General features: G+C 64.1%; 14 protein-coding genes. 2 read left to right on the top strand and 12 right to left on the bottom strand.

Going from position 1 to position 16,705, the window contains the following annotated elements; all coding sequences use genetic code 11:
- Window positions 1-175 precede the first annotated feature (175 nt).
- On the top strand, window positions 176-2,080 hold the full coding sequence (gene estP, locus ACIPW4_RS02870; RefSeq protein ID WP_400654567.1) for an esterase EstP: 1,905 nt from the start codon (window positions 176-178) through the stop codon (window positions 2,078-2,080).
- A 117-nt stretch (window positions 2,081-2,197) separates the two neighbouring features.
- Here the strand turns inward: estP and trpE are convergent, their stop codons facing one another.
- The 9 genes from trpE to ACIPW4_RS02825 all read right to left on the bottom strand — a co-directional run bounded on the left by trpE (window position 2,198) and on the right by ACIPW4_RS02825 (window position 13,068).
- The gene (trpE, locus tag ACIPW4_RS02865; protein ID WP_400654565.1) at window positions 2,198-3,679 is read right to left on the bottom strand and encodes an anthranilate synthase component I; all 1,482 of its coding nucleotides are present in this window, start codon (window positions 3,677-3,679) and stop codon (window positions 2,198-2,200) included.
- 70 nt (window positions 3,680-3,749) lie between these two features.
- Window positions 3,750-4,568 (bottom strand): phosphoglycolate phosphatase, encoded by an 819-nt coding sequence (locus ACIPW4_RS02860; protein ID WP_400654563.1) that lies wholly within the window; start codon window positions 4,566-4,568, stop codon window positions 3,750-3,752.
- Entirely contained in the window at window positions 4,565-5,239 is a 675-nt protein-coding gene (gene rpe, locus ACIPW4_RS02855; RefSeq protein ID WP_038408593.1) for a ribulose-phosphate 3-epimerase, read from the bottom strand. The genes ACIPW4_RS02860 and rpe overlap by 4 nt, the downstream gene beginning before the upstream one ends.
- 159 nt (window positions 5,240-5,398) lie before the next feature.
- The gene (locus ACIPW4_RS02850; RefSeq protein WP_400654562.1) at window positions 5,399-6,226 is read right to left on the bottom strand and encodes an ABC transporter permease; all 828 of its coding nucleotides are present in this window, start codon (window positions 6,224-6,226) and stop codon (window positions 5,399-5,401) included.
- An 11-nt stretch (window positions 6,227-6,237) separates the two neighbouring features.
- Window positions 6,238-7,485: an ABC transporter permease gene (locus tag ACIPW4_RS02845; protein WP_400654561.1), complete on the bottom strand. Its 1,248-nt coding sequence runs from the start codon at window positions 7,483-7,485 to the stop codon at window positions 6,238-6,240.
- 60 nt (window positions 7,486-7,545) lie between these two features.
- Window positions 7,546-8,580 (bottom strand): ABC transporter substrate-binding protein, encoded by a 1,035-nt coding sequence (locus ACIPW4_RS02840; RefSeq protein WP_400654560.1) that lies wholly within the window; start codon window positions 8,578-8,580, stop codon window positions 7,546-7,548.
- 40 nt (window positions 8,581-8,620) lie between these two features.
- Complete coding sequence (locus ACIPW4_RS02835) at window positions 8,621-9,745, bottom strand: ABC transporter ATP-binding protein (protein WP_400654559.1); 1,125 nt, start codon at window positions 9,743-9,745, stop codon at window positions 8,621-8,623.
- A gap of 295 nt (window positions 9,746-10,040) precedes the next feature.
- A complete protein-coding gene (locus ACIPW4_RS02830; RefSeq protein WP_400654558.1) occupies window positions 10,041-10,670 on the bottom strand; it encodes a response regulator in 630 nt (209 codons plus the stop codon).
- Window positions 10,671-10,680: 10 nt separating this feature from the next.
- Window positions 10,681-13,068 (bottom strand): PAS domain S-box protein, encoded by a 2,388-nt coding sequence (locus ACIPW4_RS02825; RefSeq protein WP_400654556.1) that lies wholly within the window; start codon window positions 13,066-13,068, stop codon window positions 10,681-10,683.
- Between the two features lie 95 nt (window positions 13,069-13,163).
- On the opposite strand from ACIPW4_RS02825, the gene ACIPW4_RS02820 reads away from it, so the two are divergent.
- Window positions 13,164-14,162 (top strand): alpha/beta hydrolase family protein, encoded by a 999-nt coding sequence (locus ACIPW4_RS02820; protein ID WP_400654554.1) that lies wholly within the window; start codon window positions 13,164-13,166, stop codon window positions 14,160-14,162.
- A 32-nt stretch (window positions 14,163-14,194) separates the two neighbouring features.
- Here the strand turns inward: ACIPW4_RS02820 and ACIPW4_RS02815 are convergent, their stop codons facing one another.
- Genes ACIPW4_RS02815 through ACIPW4_RS02805 form a run of 3 tightly spaced genes read right to left on the bottom strand, consistent with a single transcriptional unit; the run spans window position 14,195 to window position 16,648 of the window.
- Window positions 14,195-14,959, bottom strand: a complete 765-nt coding sequence (locus ACIPW4_RS02815) for a TerB family tellurite resistance protein (protein WP_400654553.1) — start codon at window positions 14,957-14,959, stop codon at window positions 14,195-14,197.
- 1 nt (window position 14,960) lies between these two features.
- Window positions 14,961-15,632 carry an N-acetylmuramate alpha-1-phosphate uridylyltransferase MurU gene (murU, locus tag ACIPW4_RS02810; protein ID WP_400654552.1) on the bottom strand — a complete coding sequence of 224 codons (672 nt, stop codon included), beginning with the start codon at window positions 15,630-15,632 and terminating at the stop codon, window positions 14,961-14,963.
- Entirely contained in the window at window positions 15,629-16,648 is a 1,020-nt protein-coding gene (locus ACIPW4_RS02805) for an aminoglycoside phosphotransferase family protein (RefSeq protein WP_400654550.1), read from the bottom strand. The genes murU and ACIPW4_RS02805 overlap by 4 nt, the downstream gene beginning before the upstream one ends.
- Window positions 16,649-16,705: the final 57 nt, after the last annotated feature.

Genomic DNA, 16,705 nt, shown 5'->3' with positions numbered 1-16,705 from the left:
GACGATCAACACAGGATAGGTCTCGCTCATACTTGCACGCACAGTAGCCTACCGGGGCGACTGGCGCAATATGCCCGTAAACACGGGGAAACGAATGGACTTGGAAGCGATGCCCGGTGATTTGCTAAGGTCGAGCGGGTAGTTCTCATAAAAACAATGAAAAGGATGTTCAACGATGCGAAAAGCACCCTTACTGCGCTTTACCCTCGCCTCGCTGGCCCTGGCCTGCAGCCAGGCCTTCGCTGCTCCCTCGCCCTACTCCACCTTGATCGTCTTTGGCGACAGCCTGAGTGATGCCGGGCAGTTTCCCGACCTGACAGGCAGCACCCTGGGCATGCGTTTCACCAACCGTGATGCCAACGGCAACTATGCCCCCGTATCGCCGATGATTCTGGGCGGCAAGCTGGGCGTCAGCCCGACCGAACTTGGCCCTTCCACCTCCCCGACTTTCGCTGCCCTGAACCTGCCGGACGGCAATAACTGGGCTGTCGGCGGCTATACGACACAGCAAATTCTGGATTCGATCACGGCTACGTCCGAGACTGTCCTGCCGCCCAACAGCCCGATATTCCCCGGTGCGGTTCTACGTGACAAACCCGGTTACCTGGCCAATGGCCTGCGCGCCGATCCCAACGCCCTCTACTACCTCACCGGGGGTGGCAACGACTTCCTCCAGGGCCTGGTCAACAGCCCGGCCGACGCCGCAGCCGCAGGTGCCCGCCTCGCCGCCAGCGCCCAGGCCCTGCAGCAAGGCGGTGCGCGCTACATCATGGTCTGGCTGCTGCCGGACCTGGGGCAGACACCGAACTTTACCGGTACGCCACAGCAAAATGCGCTTTCGCAACTCTCCAGCGTGTTCAACCAGTCGCTGGTCAGCCAGCTCGGGCAGATCGACGCTGAAATCATCCCATTGAACATCCCGGTATTGCTAGGCGAGGCCCTGGCCAGCCCGACCCAGTTCGGCCTGGCCGCCGGGCAGAACCTGGTCGGCACCTGCTACAGCGGCGACAGCTGCGTGGAAAACCCGGTTTACGGTATCAACGGCACCAGCCCCGACCCGAGCAAACTGCTGTTCAACGACTCGGTGCACCCCACCATCGCCGGGCAGCAGCTGATCGCCGACTACGCCTACTCGATCATTGCCGCCCCCTGGGAACTGACCTTGTTGCCGGAAATGGCCCACGCCAGCCTGCGCGCGCATCAGGACGAACTGCGCAACCAGTGGCAGACGCCCTGGCAGGCAGTCGGCCAATGGCAGGCCTTCGTCAGCACGGGTGCCCAGGATCTGGATTTCGATGACCAGCACAGCGCTACCAGTGCGGATGGCCATGGCTACAACCTGACCCTGGGTGGCAGTTACCGGCTTGACGATGCCTGGCGCCTCGGCCTGGCCGGCGGTGTGTACCGGCAGAAACTGGAAGCCGGTGAACAGGACTCGGACTACAAGCTGGACAGCTACCTCGCCAGTGCCTTCGCCCAGTTCCGCCAGGACCGCTGGTGGGCCGATGCCGCGCTAAGCGCCGGCCATCTGGACTACCACGACCTCAAGCGCACCTTTGCGCTTGGCGTCAACGATCGCAGCGAAAAGGGCGATACCGATGGCGAGGCCTGGGCAGTGACTGCCCGGCTGGGCTACAACCTGGCGGCAGAGCGCAGCCGCTGGCAACTGGCGCCGTTCATCAGCGCCGATTATGCGCGGGTGAAGGTCGATGGTTATGACGAGAAGAGCGGGCGCTCGACGGCACTGGGCTTCGATGACCAGGAACGGACCTCGCGGCGCCTGGGTGTCGGGCTGTTAGGTAGCGTGCAGGTACTGCAGGGCACACGGCTGTTCGCCGAGGTGGCGCAGGAGCATGAGTTCGAGGATGACCAGCAGGATGTGACCCTGCACCTGACGACTTTGCCAGCGAATGACTTCACGTTGACCGGGTACACGCCACATAGCGATTTGACCCGCGCGAGTCTGGGGGTGAGCCATGAGCTGGTGGCGGGGGTGCATCTGCGCGGGAACTACAACTGGCGCAAGAGTGATGAGTTGACTCAGCAAGGTGTAAGCCTTGGGGTCAGCGTGGACTTCTAAATTGCCGGGGCCGCTATGCGGCCCTTTCGCGACACAAGGCCGCGCCTACAGGAGATCGCGATTCCCTGTAGGAGCGGCCTTGTGTCGCGAAAGGGCTGCAAAGCAGCCCCAATCGATTTACTGGGTAATAGTCTGTTCGGCCAAAGCCACGGCACGGAACATCGCCCGGCGCTTGTTGATGGTCTCTTCCCACTCCAGCGCCGGCACCGAGTCGGCAACGATGCCGCCACCGGCCTGCACATGCAGTTCGCCGTCCTTGATCACCGCAGTGCGGATGGCAATAGCGGTATCCATGTTGCCGTTCCAGGCAAAGTAACCGACCGCACCACCGTAGACGCCACGCTTGACCGGCTCGAGTTCGTCGATGATCTCCATCGCACGGATCTTCGGCGCACCTGACAAGGTGCCCGCCGGCAGGATCGCCCGCAGCGCATCCATCGCCGTCAGGCCTTCGCGCAGCTGGCCGGTGACGTTGGACACGATGTGCATCACGTTCGAGTAGCGCTCGATCACCATCTTCTCGGTCAGGCGCACGCTGCCGGTCGACGAGACCCGGCCCACGTCGTTGCGGCCCAGGTCGATCAGCATCAGGTGCTCGGCGATCTCTTTTTCGTCCGACAACAGGTCGTCTTCCAGCGCCCGGTCAGCTTCCTCGGTAGCCCCGCGCGGGCGGGTACCGGCAATCGGCCGCACGGTGACCAGGTTGTCTTCCACCCGCACCAGCACTTCCGGCGAGCTGCCGACCACATGGAAGTCGCCAAAATTGAAGAAGTACATGTACGGCGTCGGATTGAAGCAGCGCAGCGCGCGGTACAGGTCGATCGGTGCAGCTTTGAAGTCGATCGACATGCGCTGCGACGGCACCACCTGCATGCAGTCGCCGGCCAGGATGTATTCCTTGATACGGCCCACCGCGTTCTCGTAATCGTCACGGGTGTAGCTGGAACGGAATTCCGGCTCGGCAGCCATCGGCCCGCTCAGGTCCAGGCCACGGCGCGGAGTGATCGGCTGGCGCAGCTTCTCCAGCAAACCTTGCAGGCGCGCCTGGCCTTGCTCGAAAGCCTGCTCGTCAGCCGGGTCGACCAGCACGATGGCGTGCATCTTGCCCGCCAGGTTGTCGAACACCACTACCGCGTCGGAGACCATCAGCAAGATGTCCGGCACACCCAGCGGATCCGGATTCGGGCTCGCCCCCAGACGCTTTTCCACGTACCGCACGCAGTCGTAGCCGAAGTAACCGACCAGGCCACCGTTGAAACGGGGCAGGCCAGGGATGTCGGCGACCTTGTAGCGGTCCTTGAAGTTTTCGACGAACGCCAGCGGGTCCTCGACGTCATGGCTTTCCACCTCGACGCCATCCTGCAGGATGCTCACGTGGTAGCCATGCACGCGCATCACGGTGCGCGACGGCAGGCCGATCATCGAGTAACGGCCCCACTTTTCACCACCCTGCACGGACTCGAGCAGGTAGGAGTTGGGCTGGTCAGCCAGTTTCAGGTAGATCGACAAAGGCGTGTCGAAGTCGGCCAGGGTTTCACAGGCCAAAGGGATGCGGTTGTAGCCGGTAGCGGCCAGGCGCAGGAATTCTTCGCGGGTCATGGGTAGCCTCGTGGCAAGCAGCAATGGGGTCGGGCAAGCGGACGGGCCGGCAGGCGCCGGCGGGCAGGAGTCAGGCGCGCCAGCGCCAACGGGCCAGGGCCTTGATGACTTTCATCCAGAATTTGCCAGTGACCGCCACGGTGGAATCTCTGTCTTGGGAGGCTTTAAGGTCCGCCAACGTTATCCCAGTGGCCGGGTCTGCGCAACCGGGCAGCAGTGCGCGCAGGTCGTCGATCACCAGGCTGGGGGATTCTTCGGTGATCGGCCGGCCATGGTTGTAGCCGTAGGTCAGGCCTACGCATTGCACACCGGCTGCTTTGGCCGCCAGTACATCGCTGCGCGAGTCGCCAACGAACAGCGACTGCTGCGCGCTTACACCAGCCATCTGCATGACGAACAACAGCGCCGCCGGGTCGGGCTTTTTCTGCGGCAGGGTATCGCCGCCGATGATCCAGCGGAAGTAGCGGCCGATCTTCATCTGGTCCAGCAACGGCGCGACGAAGCGCTCCGGCTTGTTGGTGATCAGCGCCATTTCCACCCCCTGCTTCTGCAGCCAGCGCAGGGTGTCTTTCACACCGGGGTAGAGCACCGTGAGCGCATGGCTTTCGGCATAGGCCTCCATGAACAGCGCCAGGCCTTGCTCGGCCAGCGCATCGTCCACGGCATCATGCTCGATGCCACCCGCCAGGGCGCGGCGCACCAGTACCTGGGCGCCGTTGCCGACCCAGTGGCGTACCGCCGCCAGGCCAGCAGGTGGGCGCCCCAGTTCGAGCAGCATGCGGTCCACGGCAGCGGCCAGGTCGGGTACCGAGTCGATCAGGGTACCGTCCAGATCGAACATCACCAGCCTGGGCAGCGTCCCCGGGAACAGCTGCTCGAAGCCGCTCATGGACGGGCCTGAGCCAGTTCGGCGCGCATCCTGGCGATGACTTCCTGGTAGTCCGGGGCGTTGAAGATCGCCGAGCCGGCCACGAAGGTGTCGGCGCCAGCGGCAGCGATCTCGCGGATGTTGTTGACGTTGACGCCACCGTCGATCTCCAGGCGGATATCACGGCCGCTGGCGTCGATCAGGGCGCGAGCTTCGCGCAACTTGTCGAGGGTGCCAGGGATGAACTTCTGCCCGCCGAAGCCTGGGTTGACGCTCATCAGCAGGACCATGTCGACCTTGTCCATCACGTACTTCAATGCATCCAGGCTGGTGGCCGGGTTGAACACCAGGCCAGCCTTGCAGCCACCGTCCTTGATCAATTGCAGCGAACGGTCGATGTGCTGCGAGGCTTCCGGGTGGAAGGTGATGTAGGTGGCGCCGGCTTCGATGAAGTCGCCGATGATGCGGTCGACCGGGCTGACCATCAGGTGCACATCGATTGGCGCGGTCACGCCATACTTGCGCAGCGCGGTGCAGACCATCGGGCCGATGGTCAGGTTGGGTACGTAGTGGTTGTCCATGACATCGAAGTGGACGATGTCGGCACCCGCAGCCAGAACCTTGTCGACGTCCTCGCCCAGGCGGGCAAAATCGGCAGAGAGAATGGAGGGGGCAATAGCGTAGGGCTGCATGGCGCACCTGTTGGCAGAATCACGGTGGCGCGCATTGTAACCCTTTTAACCTGTGCTGGCCTCTTCGCGGCTAAAGCCGCACACACTGGGTCTGCAGTTCCAGCCAAACCCTGTGGGAGCGGCTTTAGCCGCGAAGAGGCCGGTACACACAACACATCATCAGGCAGGTTGTTGAGTCCTCAGCTTCTCGCTACGCCCACGCAGCCATTCCAGGGTCAGCAACAGCACCACCGAGAAGGCAATCAACAGGGTCGCCGCTGCCGCGATGGTCGGGCTGAGGTTCTCGCGAATGCCGCTGAACATCTGCCGCGGCAGGGTCGCCTGCTCGGGCCCGGCAAGGAACAGCGTCACTACCACTTCGTCGAACGACGTGGCGAAGGCGAACAGCGCCCCCGAGATTACCCCTGGGGCAATCAGCGGCAAGGTCACCCGACGGAAGGTCAGTAACGGCGAGGCGCCCAGGCTGGCCGCCGCACGCACCAGGTTGTAGTTGAAACCCTGCAGGGTCGCCGACACGGTGATGATGACGAACGGCACGCCCAGCACCGCGTGCACCAGGATCAGCGAAATGAAGCTGTTGCCCATACCCAGCGGGGCGAAGAACAGATAACTGGCCACGCCGATGATCACCACCGGCACGACCATTGGCGATATCACCAGCGCCATCACCAGCGACTTGCCGGGGAAATCCCCACGGGTCAGGCCGATCGAAGCCAAGGTGCCAAACACCATCGCCAGCAAGGTGGCCGCTGGCGCGACGATGATGCTGTTCTTCAACGCCCGCATCCACTCGGCGGAGGCGAAGAAGTCGTGGTACCACTGCATCGAGAAGCCTTGCAGCGGGTACACCAGGAAGCTGCCGCTGTTGAACGACAGGGGCACGATCACCAGCACCGGCAGCACCAGGAACAGCAGGATCAGGCCGCAAAGGATGCGCAGGGTGTAGAACCAGACCCGTTCGACGGGGGACATGTAGGGGCTCAGCATCTCAAGGCTCCTCAGCTCAGGCGCAGGCGGCTGGCGCCGACCAGCCAGCTATAGATCAGGTACAGCAGCACGGTCGCCAGCAGCAACAGCCCGCCCAGGGCGGTGGCCATGCCCCAGTTGATGCTGGTGTTGGTGTAGAAGGCGACGAAGTAGCTGACCATCTGGTCGTTCGGGCTGCCGAGCAGCGCCGGCGTGATGTAGTAGCCGATGGCCAGGATGAACACCAGCAGGCAGCCGGCGCCGACGCCGGCGTAGGTCTGCGGGAAGTACACCCGCCAGAAGCTGGCGAACGGGTGGCAGCCCAGCGAGATCGCCGCACGCATGTAGCTCGGGGAGATGCCCTTCATCACGCTGTACAGCGGCAGGATCATGAACGGCAGCAGGATGTGCACCATCGAGATGTACACGCCGGTGCGGTTGAACACTAGTTCCAGCGGCTGGTCGATGATGCCCATCGCCATCAGGGCGCTGTTGATCAGGCCACCGGACTGCAACAGCACGATCCACGCGGCCACCCGCACCAGGATCGAGGTCCAGAACGGCAGCAGCACCAGGATCATCAGCAGGTTGCTCTGCCGGGTCGGCAGGTTGGCCAGCAGATAGGCCAGCGGGTAGGCCAGCACCAGGCAGATGGCGGTGATCACCACACCCATCCACAGGGTGCGGGCGAAGATATCCAGGTAGATGGCCTGGTCCGGGGTGGCCTTGGCCAGTTCGCCGAGGTCATCGATACGGTGGTCGACCGAAGCCAACAGGTAGAACGAAGTCACCGAACTGGTATTGCGGCGGATCGCCTGCCAGTAGGCCGGGTCGCCCCAACGCTCGTCGAGTGCCTGCAGGGCATCTTTATAAGATTCAGGCTCGGCCTTGAACGGCAACGCCCGTGCAGTCTTCGCCAACAGGCTGCGGTAGCCGGCCAGCTCCATGTTCAGGCGTTTGGAGAGGTCGCCCAGGGTCTGGTTCTTGCGCGATTCGGCCAGGTCCTGGCTCAGTGCCTTGTAGACGTCTTCGCCGGGCAGGCTCTTGCCGTCCCACTGGCTGATCACCTCGACCGTGCGCGGCAGGCCGCTGACCACTTCCGGGTTGCCGACGCTCTTGTACAGCAGCGCCGCGATTGGCACCAGGAACACCAGCAGGAGGAACAGCGCCAGCGGCGCGATCAACGCCTGCGCCTTCCAGCGGTTGACCCGCTCGGCGTGCTTGAGGCGCTGCTTGAGACTTGGACCTGCGCCTTCGTTGAGGGGCACTGCAATGGCCATGGCGAACTCCGCGATACGGGCTGAAATGGGGGCCGCAAGGCGGCCCCGCTTTCCGGATAGTTACTTCTTCGCCGCCCAGGCGTTGAAGCGTTGCTCCAGCTGTTCGCTGTTGTCGGCCCAGAAGGCCACGTCGATCTGCACCTGGTTGGCAATGTTCTCAGGTGTGGTCGGCATGTCTTTCTTCACCGCATCGGCCAGCAGCGGCACGGCCTTGGAGTTGGCCGGGCCGTAGGCGATGTTTTCGGAGTAGATCTTCTGCTGCTCCGGCTGCACGGTGTAGGCGATGAACTTCTTCGCCTCTTCCACATCCTTGGCGCCTTTCGGGATCGCCCAGGCGTCGAAGTCGTAGATGCCGCCGTTCCACACCACCTTGAGGTTGCTTTCTTTCTGCACGGCGGCGATGCGGCCGTTGTAGGCCGAGCTCATGACCACGTCACCCGAGGCCAGGTATTGCGGCGGCTGGGCGCCCGCTTCCCACCACTGGATGCTCGGCTTGAGCTCGTCGAGCTTCTTGAAGGCGCGATCCACGCCTTCCTTGGTGCCCAGCACCTGATACACGTCCTTCGGCGCAACACCATCGGCCATCAGGGCGAATTCGAGGGTGTACTTGGCACCCTTGCGCAGGCCACGCTTGCCCGGGAATTTCTTCGTGTCCCAGAAGTCGGCCCAGCTGGTGGGGGCGGTCTTGAGCTTGTCGGCGTTGTAGGCCAGCACCGTGGACCAGACGAAGAAGCCCACGCCGCACGGCTGGATGGCGCCTTTCACATAATCTGATTCACTGCCGAACAGCGCCGGGTCGAGCTCTTCGAACATGCCTTCGTCGCAACCACGGGCCAGTTCTGGCGACTCCACTTCCACCAGGTTCCACGACACGCTGTTGGTGTCGACCATGGCTTTGACCTTGGCCATCTCACCGTTGTATTCGCCCGCGACGATCTTGCCCTTGCCGGCCTTTTCCCATGGCTCGTAGAACGCCTTGACCTGGGCCGCCTTGTTGGCACCGCCGAAGGAGACCACGGTCAGGTCCGCCGCCATGCTCTGGCCGGCGGCGCACAGGCCGAGAGCCAGGGCGGTCAGTTTCAACTGCTTGCGCATTATTATTCTCTCCACAGTACAGGGTTGGTGAAGCAATCCATCAGTGGGCTTCGGCAATCGGATCGAGCGCGCGGGCGTGCTCCACCTCCCAGCCCAGCGGTACCACATCGCCCACGGCCAGCGCCGGGTCCAGCTCGGCAATCGGCTGCTTCACGAAGAAGTCGGCCTTGCCGCAGACTTCCAGGCGCACCCGTACGTGGTCGCCCAGGTAGATGAACTCGGCCACACGGCCGGAGAAGCGGTTGACGCAGCTTTCGCTGTGGCCGTTGAGGCGCACGCGCTCGGGGCGTACCGACAGGGTCACCGGGTCGCCGGCCTGGCCGACGTTCACCGCCAGCGCCTCGACCCGCTCGCCGCGGGCCAGTTGCACCTGGCAACGCTTGCCATCGCTGGCCAGCAGGGTGCCGTTGATGCGGTTGTTCTCGCCGATGAAGTTGGCGACGAAGGTGTTGCAGGGTTCTTCATAGAGGGTGCGCGGGTCGGCGATCTGCTGGATCTCGCCCTGGTGGAACACCGCCACGCGGTCGGACATGGTCAGCGCCTCGCCCTGGTCGTGGGTCACGTAGACCACGGTCACGCCCAGGCGCTGGTGGATGTGCTTGATCTCCATCTGCATGTGTTCACGCAGTTGCTTGTCCAGGGCGCCCAGCGGTTCGTCCATCAGCACCAGCTGAGGCTCGAACACCAGTGCCCGGGCCAGGGCCACACGCTGCTGCTGGCCACCGGACAGCTGTCCGGGGTAGCGCTTGGCAAAGGCATCGAGCTGGACCATGTTCAGCACACGCTTGACCCGCTCGCTGATGTCGGTCTTGCTCAGGCCGCGCACACTCAGCGGGAAGGCCAGGTTCTCGGCCACGGTCATGTGCGGGAACAGTGCGTAGTTCTGGAACACCATGCCGATGTCGCGCTTGTGCGGCGGCACGTTGTTGATCGAGCGCCCGTCCAGCTGGATCTCACCGGCGGTGGGGGTTTCGAAACCGGCCAGCATCATCAGGCTGGTGGTCTTGCCCGAGCCGGAGGGGCCCAGCAGGGTAAGGAATTCACCCTTGCGAATGTCCAGGTTGAGGTTTTTGACGATCAGCGACTCGCCGTCGTAGCTCTTCTGCACACCACGGAAGCTGACCAGCGTCTCGCTGGTGGCAGCGTTCGAATTCGCCTCGCTCATGCCTGCACCTTCTTGTTGGAATGACTGCGTAGGCAAAAGAGTAGAAGAGCCGCAAGCGCCCGGGAATCGGCGGTGCTGAGAGAATGCCCTCATCCGGCTGGAAGGTTGGCTGTAGGGATTGCCCTACAAGAGCGGCGCTTTTAGCACAGACATGAATCGCTGTGGGAGCGGGTTCACCCGCGAAGAGGCCAGCCCAGGCACCGCGCAGAAGGCAGGCCAGGCCCTTTCGCGGGTAAACCCGCTCCCACAGGGATCAGCGCCATCTCGGATATGCCAGCTGTCGCAATCAGAACAGTCAGACCAGCTTGTGCTCCATGGCGTACTTCACCAGCTCCGCCAGCGAATTGACCTTGAGCTTCTGCATCAGCCTGGCCTTGTGGGTGCTGATGGTCTTGCTCGACAGCGCCAGTTGCTGGGCGATGTCGTTGACGTTGGCGCCTTGGGCCAGGCGCTCGAACACCGAAAATTCGCGCTCGGAGAGCAGCGTGTGCAGCGGCCGGGTTTCGGTCAGACCTACCTCGAAGACCATGCGGTCTGCCAGCGCCGGGTCGATGTAGCGCCCGCCACTTGCCACCCGCCGGATCGCCGTCAGCAGCAGCGCCGGGTCGCTGTCCTTGGTCGCATAACCGGCAGCGCCGGCCTTCAGCGCGCGGGCGGCCATCTGCGCTTCATCATGCATCGACAGCATCAGGATCGCCGGGGCATCGCGCAGCGCGCGGATACGCGGAATCGCCTCCAGGCCGTTTACCCCGGGCATGGAGATATCCAGCAACACCACCTCGCACGGCGTGTGGCGCAAGGTCTCGAGCAATTGCTCACCATTACCGGCCTCCCCTGCCACCTGCATGTCCTTGGCCAGGCCGATCAATTGCTTGATGCCTTCCCGGACGATGGTGTGGTCTTCGGCCACCAGCACTCGAATCACGCTCGCTCTCCTACTCCAAGGGTATGGCCACGCTCAGGCTGGTGCCCTCGCCTGGTTCACTGTCCAGCGTCATGCTGCCGCCAAGCATCAGTACCCGCTCACGCACGCCGACAAGGCCGAACGATGTGGGCCTGGACTGGTCCCGGCAGAACCCGGTGCCATCGTCGCTGACGGTCATGCGCAGCTGCTCGTCCTCACGTACCAGCTCGATCTCTACACTGTGCGCCTGCGCGTGGCGCATCACATTGGTCAGCGCCTCCTGCAGGATGCGGAACAGGCCGGTGGCTTTGGCATCGCTCAATGCTGGCAGATTATCCGGTACCTGCACCAGGCAGGGTATCTGCGTGCGCGCTTCGAAGCGCCGCGCCTGCCATTCGATGGCCGAGGCGATGCCAGCGTCGAGGATTGGTGGCCGCAGCGCAGTGGCGACGTCGCGCACCAACTGGAACAGCTGGGCGATCAGGCGTTTCATGCTGCCCAGGCGCTCGTGCAGGCCGGGGTCGAGCTCGGCGAAGGCCAGCTCGCACATCGACACTTCCAGCTTGAGCACGGTCAGCATCTGCCCCAGTTCGTCATGCACTTCACGGGCGATACGGGCCTTTTCTTCTTCGCGCACACTCTCCAGATGCGCCGACAGCTCGCGCAACTGTTCCTGGGACTGAGCCAGCGCCAGCTCGGCGCGCTTACCTTGGGTGATGTCCCAGACGATACCATCCCAGGCCACCCGGCCATTGGGCAGGCGCCTGGCACTGGCCTTGATGTCGGCCCAGCGCTGCTCGCCCTGACGGGTGAGGATGCGCCCTTGCCACGACCAATCCTGATCACTGGCGATGGCCAGATCCTGCACCTGGTGGTAGTCGGTCCGGTCGTCTGGATGAACCAGATTGCGCAACCCCATCTGCGGGTGCTGGATCTGCGCAGGCGTGTAGCCGACCAGGGCCTCGCTGCCCTCGCTGATGTAGGGAAACTCAGGCTCGCCTTCGGCGGGCGCGGGCTCAAGACGAAACACCAGGCCCGGTACGTTGCCTGCGATGCCCTTGAGCCGCGCCTCGCTTTCACGCAATGCCGCCAGGGCGCGATGGCGCTCGGTGACATCGGCGAGGTACACCACCAGGTATTCGGCATCGCGAAATCGCAGGAAACTGAGCGACAACTCCACCGGTAGCAGGCTGCCATCGGCGCGCCGACAGTGGGTTTCGAATTGCCGGGCACCACCATCGCCAGCGCGCGCGCCCTTCCACAGTTCGAGCCAGCGGTCCATGGTCAGGTTCGGTTCGAAATCGATCAGCGGGCGCTCCAGCAACGCGGCTTCGGCATAGCCGAGCATGCCCTCTACCGCATGGTTGGCGTAACGCACATGGCTGTCCCAGTTGACCCAGAGAATGCCCACCGTGCTCTGGTCGATAGCGAACTGGCTCAGGCGCAGGGCCTCTTCGCGCCCCTGCCGCTCGGTCAGGCTTTCCCGCGCGGCCAGCAGGTTGCGTTCCAGCTGGCGCTGCTGCCGACGCTGCCACGCCAGCGTGGCCAGGGCGCACAACAGCAACAGGCCGAACAACAAGGCCAGGTTTTGCCAGAAGCCGGAGGACTCGCTCAGGCGCGGGTATTTAGGCTGCAGCCAACGCTGGTGAAGCTGCTCCAGTTCCTTGGCCGGCATGGCCTGCAAGCCGCGTTCGAGTACATCGGCAAGCACCGGCCAGTCGCGCCGCGAGCCCACCCGCAGTAGCTGCGGCAAGCCGATATCTCCCACCACCACCAGTTCGGCGAACTCGCTTTCGCGTGACAACCGGCTCAGTTGTGCTTCATCGAGCACGGCATAACCGGCCTGGCCACCCACCACCAGCTGCAAGGCCTCGCGCTCGCTGGGCACGCCTTGCAGGTTGAGGCCGCTGTAATTGCCACGCAGGTAGTCGGCCAGGACGCTGGGCATGCGCACCGTGACGCGGGTCTGGGCATCGAGCTTTTCCAGCTCCACAGCCATTGCCCCGGTGCGTGGCCCCACCACCAGCTGCGGTATGCGCATGTAAGGGTCACTGAACAGCCACAGGCGCAGGCTGGCCGGTGTTTGCGTCAGGCCGGGAGCAAAATCGATCTCGCCTGCCTGCAAGGCGTGTTCTAGGCTGGCCTGGTCGGCGAAGTTGCGCCAGGTCAGGTCAAGGCCAAGCGCCTGCCCCAGCCTGTTCACCAACTCGACGTTGGCGCCGTAAAACTGTTGCAGACGGTGGTCGAACTGCGCGTAGGGCGGCTGCAGCACCAGGCCGACACGCAGGCTGCGGTGGCTGTCGAGCCATTGCTGCTGGGCAGGCTCCAGCACCACCTCCGGCGGCGCGCCCGGCCGTGCCAATGCAATCAAGGGTAGGCACAACCCGCCGATAACCAACAGGCGACGCAATCGCTTCATCTAAACGCTCGTCTTGGCAAGGGCGGCCATGCAGCATGGCCGTCGCGGGCAAATACTATTAGGCTGCCGGTATCATTCTGGCCTTGGGTTGATTCATGTTCACACTTTATCGCACGACGCTGGCAATGTGCTGCCTGGCCTCACTCCTGCCACTTGGCGCCTTGGCCACTGATGCGGCGAAACCGGAGGCTGCAACCGAAGCATCCGCCGCCCCGGCGCCACGCCCGCCCCTGCTGGAGCGCAGCCAGGAGGATGCACAGGCCCTGGAGCGCTTGGCACCTAAAGCCGAACAACAGAACCTGCAGGCTGGAGCAGACAGTTTCCTGGCCCTGTGGAAGCCGGCCAACGACAGTGATCCGCAGGGTGCCGTCATCATCGTCCCCGGCGCTGGCGAGAATGCCGACTGGCCCAATGTGGTCGGCCCGCTGCGGCGCAAGTTCCCGGATATCGGCTGGCACAGCCTGAGCGTGAGCCTGCCCGACCTGCTCGTCGACGCCCCGCAGGCACGGGTCGAGGCCAAGCCAGCGGTAGCGCCTGAGGACAAGACAGGCCAGAGCGCCCCGGCCAAGGATACGCCCGCCGACGCCAACGCCAACGTCGCCCAGGCCACCGCCGCGGATGCCGATACCGCCGAAAGCACCGACGCCGAGCAAGCCGGCGAGCAGAATGACGAGGCCGACGCCGAACGCATCTTCGCCCGCCTGGATGCCGCCGTGGCCTATGCCCAGCAGCACAACTCACGCAGCATCGTGTTGATCGGGCATGGCAGCGGCGCCTATTGGGCCGCCCGCTACCTGAGCGAGAAGCAGCCGCCGCAGGTGCAGAAGCTGGTGATGGTGGCCGCCCAGACACCGGCCCGGGTCGAGCATGACCTGGAGAGCCTGACGCCAACCCTCAAGGTACCGACGGCCGACCTCTACTACGCCACGCGTACCGGCGACCGCAATGCTGCGGCCCAACGCCTGCAGGCCAGCAAGCGGCAGAAGGACAGCCACTACAAGCAGCTGTCACTGATTGCCATGCCGGCCAACCAGAGCGCAGAGCAGGAGCAGCTGTTCCGCAGGGTTCGCGGCTGGATGAGCCCACAGCAGTAATTTCAGCTTGCCAGGGGCGCCGGGCGCCCCTTCTAGAACCCACGCCGCTTGCGAACGATGGCGTAGGCCTGGTGCAGTTCACGGGTCCGCTCGGTCGCTTCGCGCACTTGCGCCTCGCTTGCCCCGCTGCCCGCCAGCTTGTCCGGATGATGCTTGCTGACCAGGCGCCGGTAGGCTTGCTTGACCTGGTCCGCTTCGGTCTCGGCCTCGATGCCCAGCAAGCGCAGCGCTGCCGCATAGTTCATCACACCACCCGAAACCGGCACCTTGCGCGGCTCGTACTCCAGCGACATCGCCTGCACCTGACGGCGGCTCAGGCCCAGCTTGTGCCCCCACTCCAGCAACAGTTCACGCTCGTGCCGCCCGGCTTTGCCGTCGGCCCAGGCCATGCGCCAGCAGGCGCGCAACGTGCCCTCGGCGGCATGTGGCTGCAGCCGGATGCGGCGCAGGTGGCCAGTCAGTCTGTCTTTACCGGCCTTGCCCCGGTTGAACGCCGCGATCGCCCGCAAACGCGCGGTCTCGGCCATGTCCAGGCGGACCATTTCCTGCCGCGCTTGCTGGATGTGCTGCTCGGCCACGCGGCCATCGCTCTTGGCCAACCGCCCGAGCAACACGAACAGCAACTCGTCGTCACGCAAGGCCGGGCGGCCGCCCAGGCGCTCGCGCATGTCTTCCCAGCCCTGAAGGCGGAGACGCCGGTCCATCGCCTGGCCGAGCAAGGCGCCAAGCAACGCGCCCGGGATGCTTGCGACCGCAAAGCCTGCGCCCAGTCCGATGAGCGTGCCTGGCCACCACATGTCAGGCGCGCTCGCCGATCAAGCGCTCGGCCTCAGCCAAGCGCTCCAGGGTACCGACGTCCACCCAGTGGCCATGGTAGTGCTCGCCACTCACCTGGCCCGACGCCATTGCCTGGCGCAATAATGGCGCCAGCTTGAATGCACCCGCCTGGCAGCCTTCAAACAGCGCCGGGTGCAGCACCGAGAGGCCACTGAAGGTGAGCGTGCCGGCGGCGTCGTCACCATCGATCACCCGATCCTCGCTCAGACGGAAGTCGCCTCGGCCGTGGTGACCAGGGTTGTCGACCAGCACCAGGTGCGCCAACCCCTGCAGTGGCGCGCGCAGGCGGGCAAGGTCATAGTCGGTCCAGACATCGCCATTGATCAGCGCGAATGGCTCACTGCCCAGCAATGGCAAGGCCTTGAAGATGCCGCCGCCGGTTTCCAGCGGCTCGCCTTCGGGCGAATAGCGGATGCGCAGGCCGAAACGGCTGCCATCGCCAAGATGGTCTTCGATCTGCTGGCCAAGCCAGGCGTGGTTGATCACCACCTCGGTAAACCCGGCCGCTGCCAGCGCGCGCAGGTGGTACTCGATCAGTGGCTGACCTGCGACTGGCACCAGTGGTTTGGGGGTATGCAGGGTCAGCGGGCGCATGCGCTCGCCTTTGCCTGCTGCAAGAATCATTGCCTTCATGCATGCGCTCCGGCTTGCAACTCGGCGATCAGCTGGCTCAGTTCGGCAAGTTCCGGACGACGGCTGACCACTTCATCTATATAGGCGAAGAATCGCGGGACGTCGGCCAGATAACGCGGTTTTCCATCACGGTGGCAGATTCGCGCGAAGATACCGATTACCTTGAGGTGGCGCTGCACGCCCATCAGGTCGCTGGCGCGCTGGAAATCGTCAAACACAGGTTGCACCGGGATACCCGCAGCACGCGCCTGTTCCCAGTAGTTGCGCAGCCAGCCTTCGACCTGCGCCTGCGGCCAGCTGAGGAACGCATCCTTGAACAGGCAGGTGATGTCGTAGGTGACCGGGCCGTAGACCGCGTCCTGAAAGTCCAGCACGCCCGGGTTTGGCGTGCTCTGCATCAGGTTGCGCGGCATGTAGTCACGGTGCACCAGCACCTTGGGCTGAGCCAGGGCACTGTCGATCAGCAGCTGGCTGATACGCTGCCAGCTGGCCTTCTGCACCTCAGTGAGGGTCAGGCCGAGTTCGCGGCCCACGTACCACTCCGGGAACAGTTCAACCTCACGGCGCAGCAGGGCATCGTCATAGCTGGGCAACGGCGCATCCATTGGCAGGCGCTGGAAGGCCAGCAAGGCGTCGATGGCATCGGCGAACAGGCTGTCGGCGTTGTCGGCCTGAATGATGTCCAGGTACGTCTGGTGACCCAGATCACCCAGCAACAGGAAACCGCGCTCCAGGTCCTGCGCATGAATCTGCGGCACGTGCACGCCTGCACCGGCCAGCAAATGGTCGATGGCGACGAATGGTCGGCAGTTTTCCTGGGGCGGCGGCGCATCCATGATCACGAAACTGTGGCCTGCACCCTGCCAGCGGAAGTAACGGCGGAAGCTGGCATCGCTGCTGGCGGCGGTCAGGCTGCCTTCAGGCACCTCACCCCAGGCGTTGTCGCGGAAAAGTCGATCGAGCTGCTCACGCAGCCAGACCGTCAGTTGTTGCAGGCGTACATCGTGTTCAGGCATTACAAGGGTCTCCGACGGCCCTAGCCGTCAAGCGGGTCATGCTTTATTATCCAGCAT

The organism is Pseudomonas sp. NPDC089996, from assembly GCF_044748405.1.
Lineage (GTDB): Bacteria > Pseudomonadota > Gammaproteobacteria > Pseudomonadales > Pseudomonadaceae > Aquipseudomonas.
This window is presented reverse-complemented; position numbering and strand designations above follow the sequence as displayed.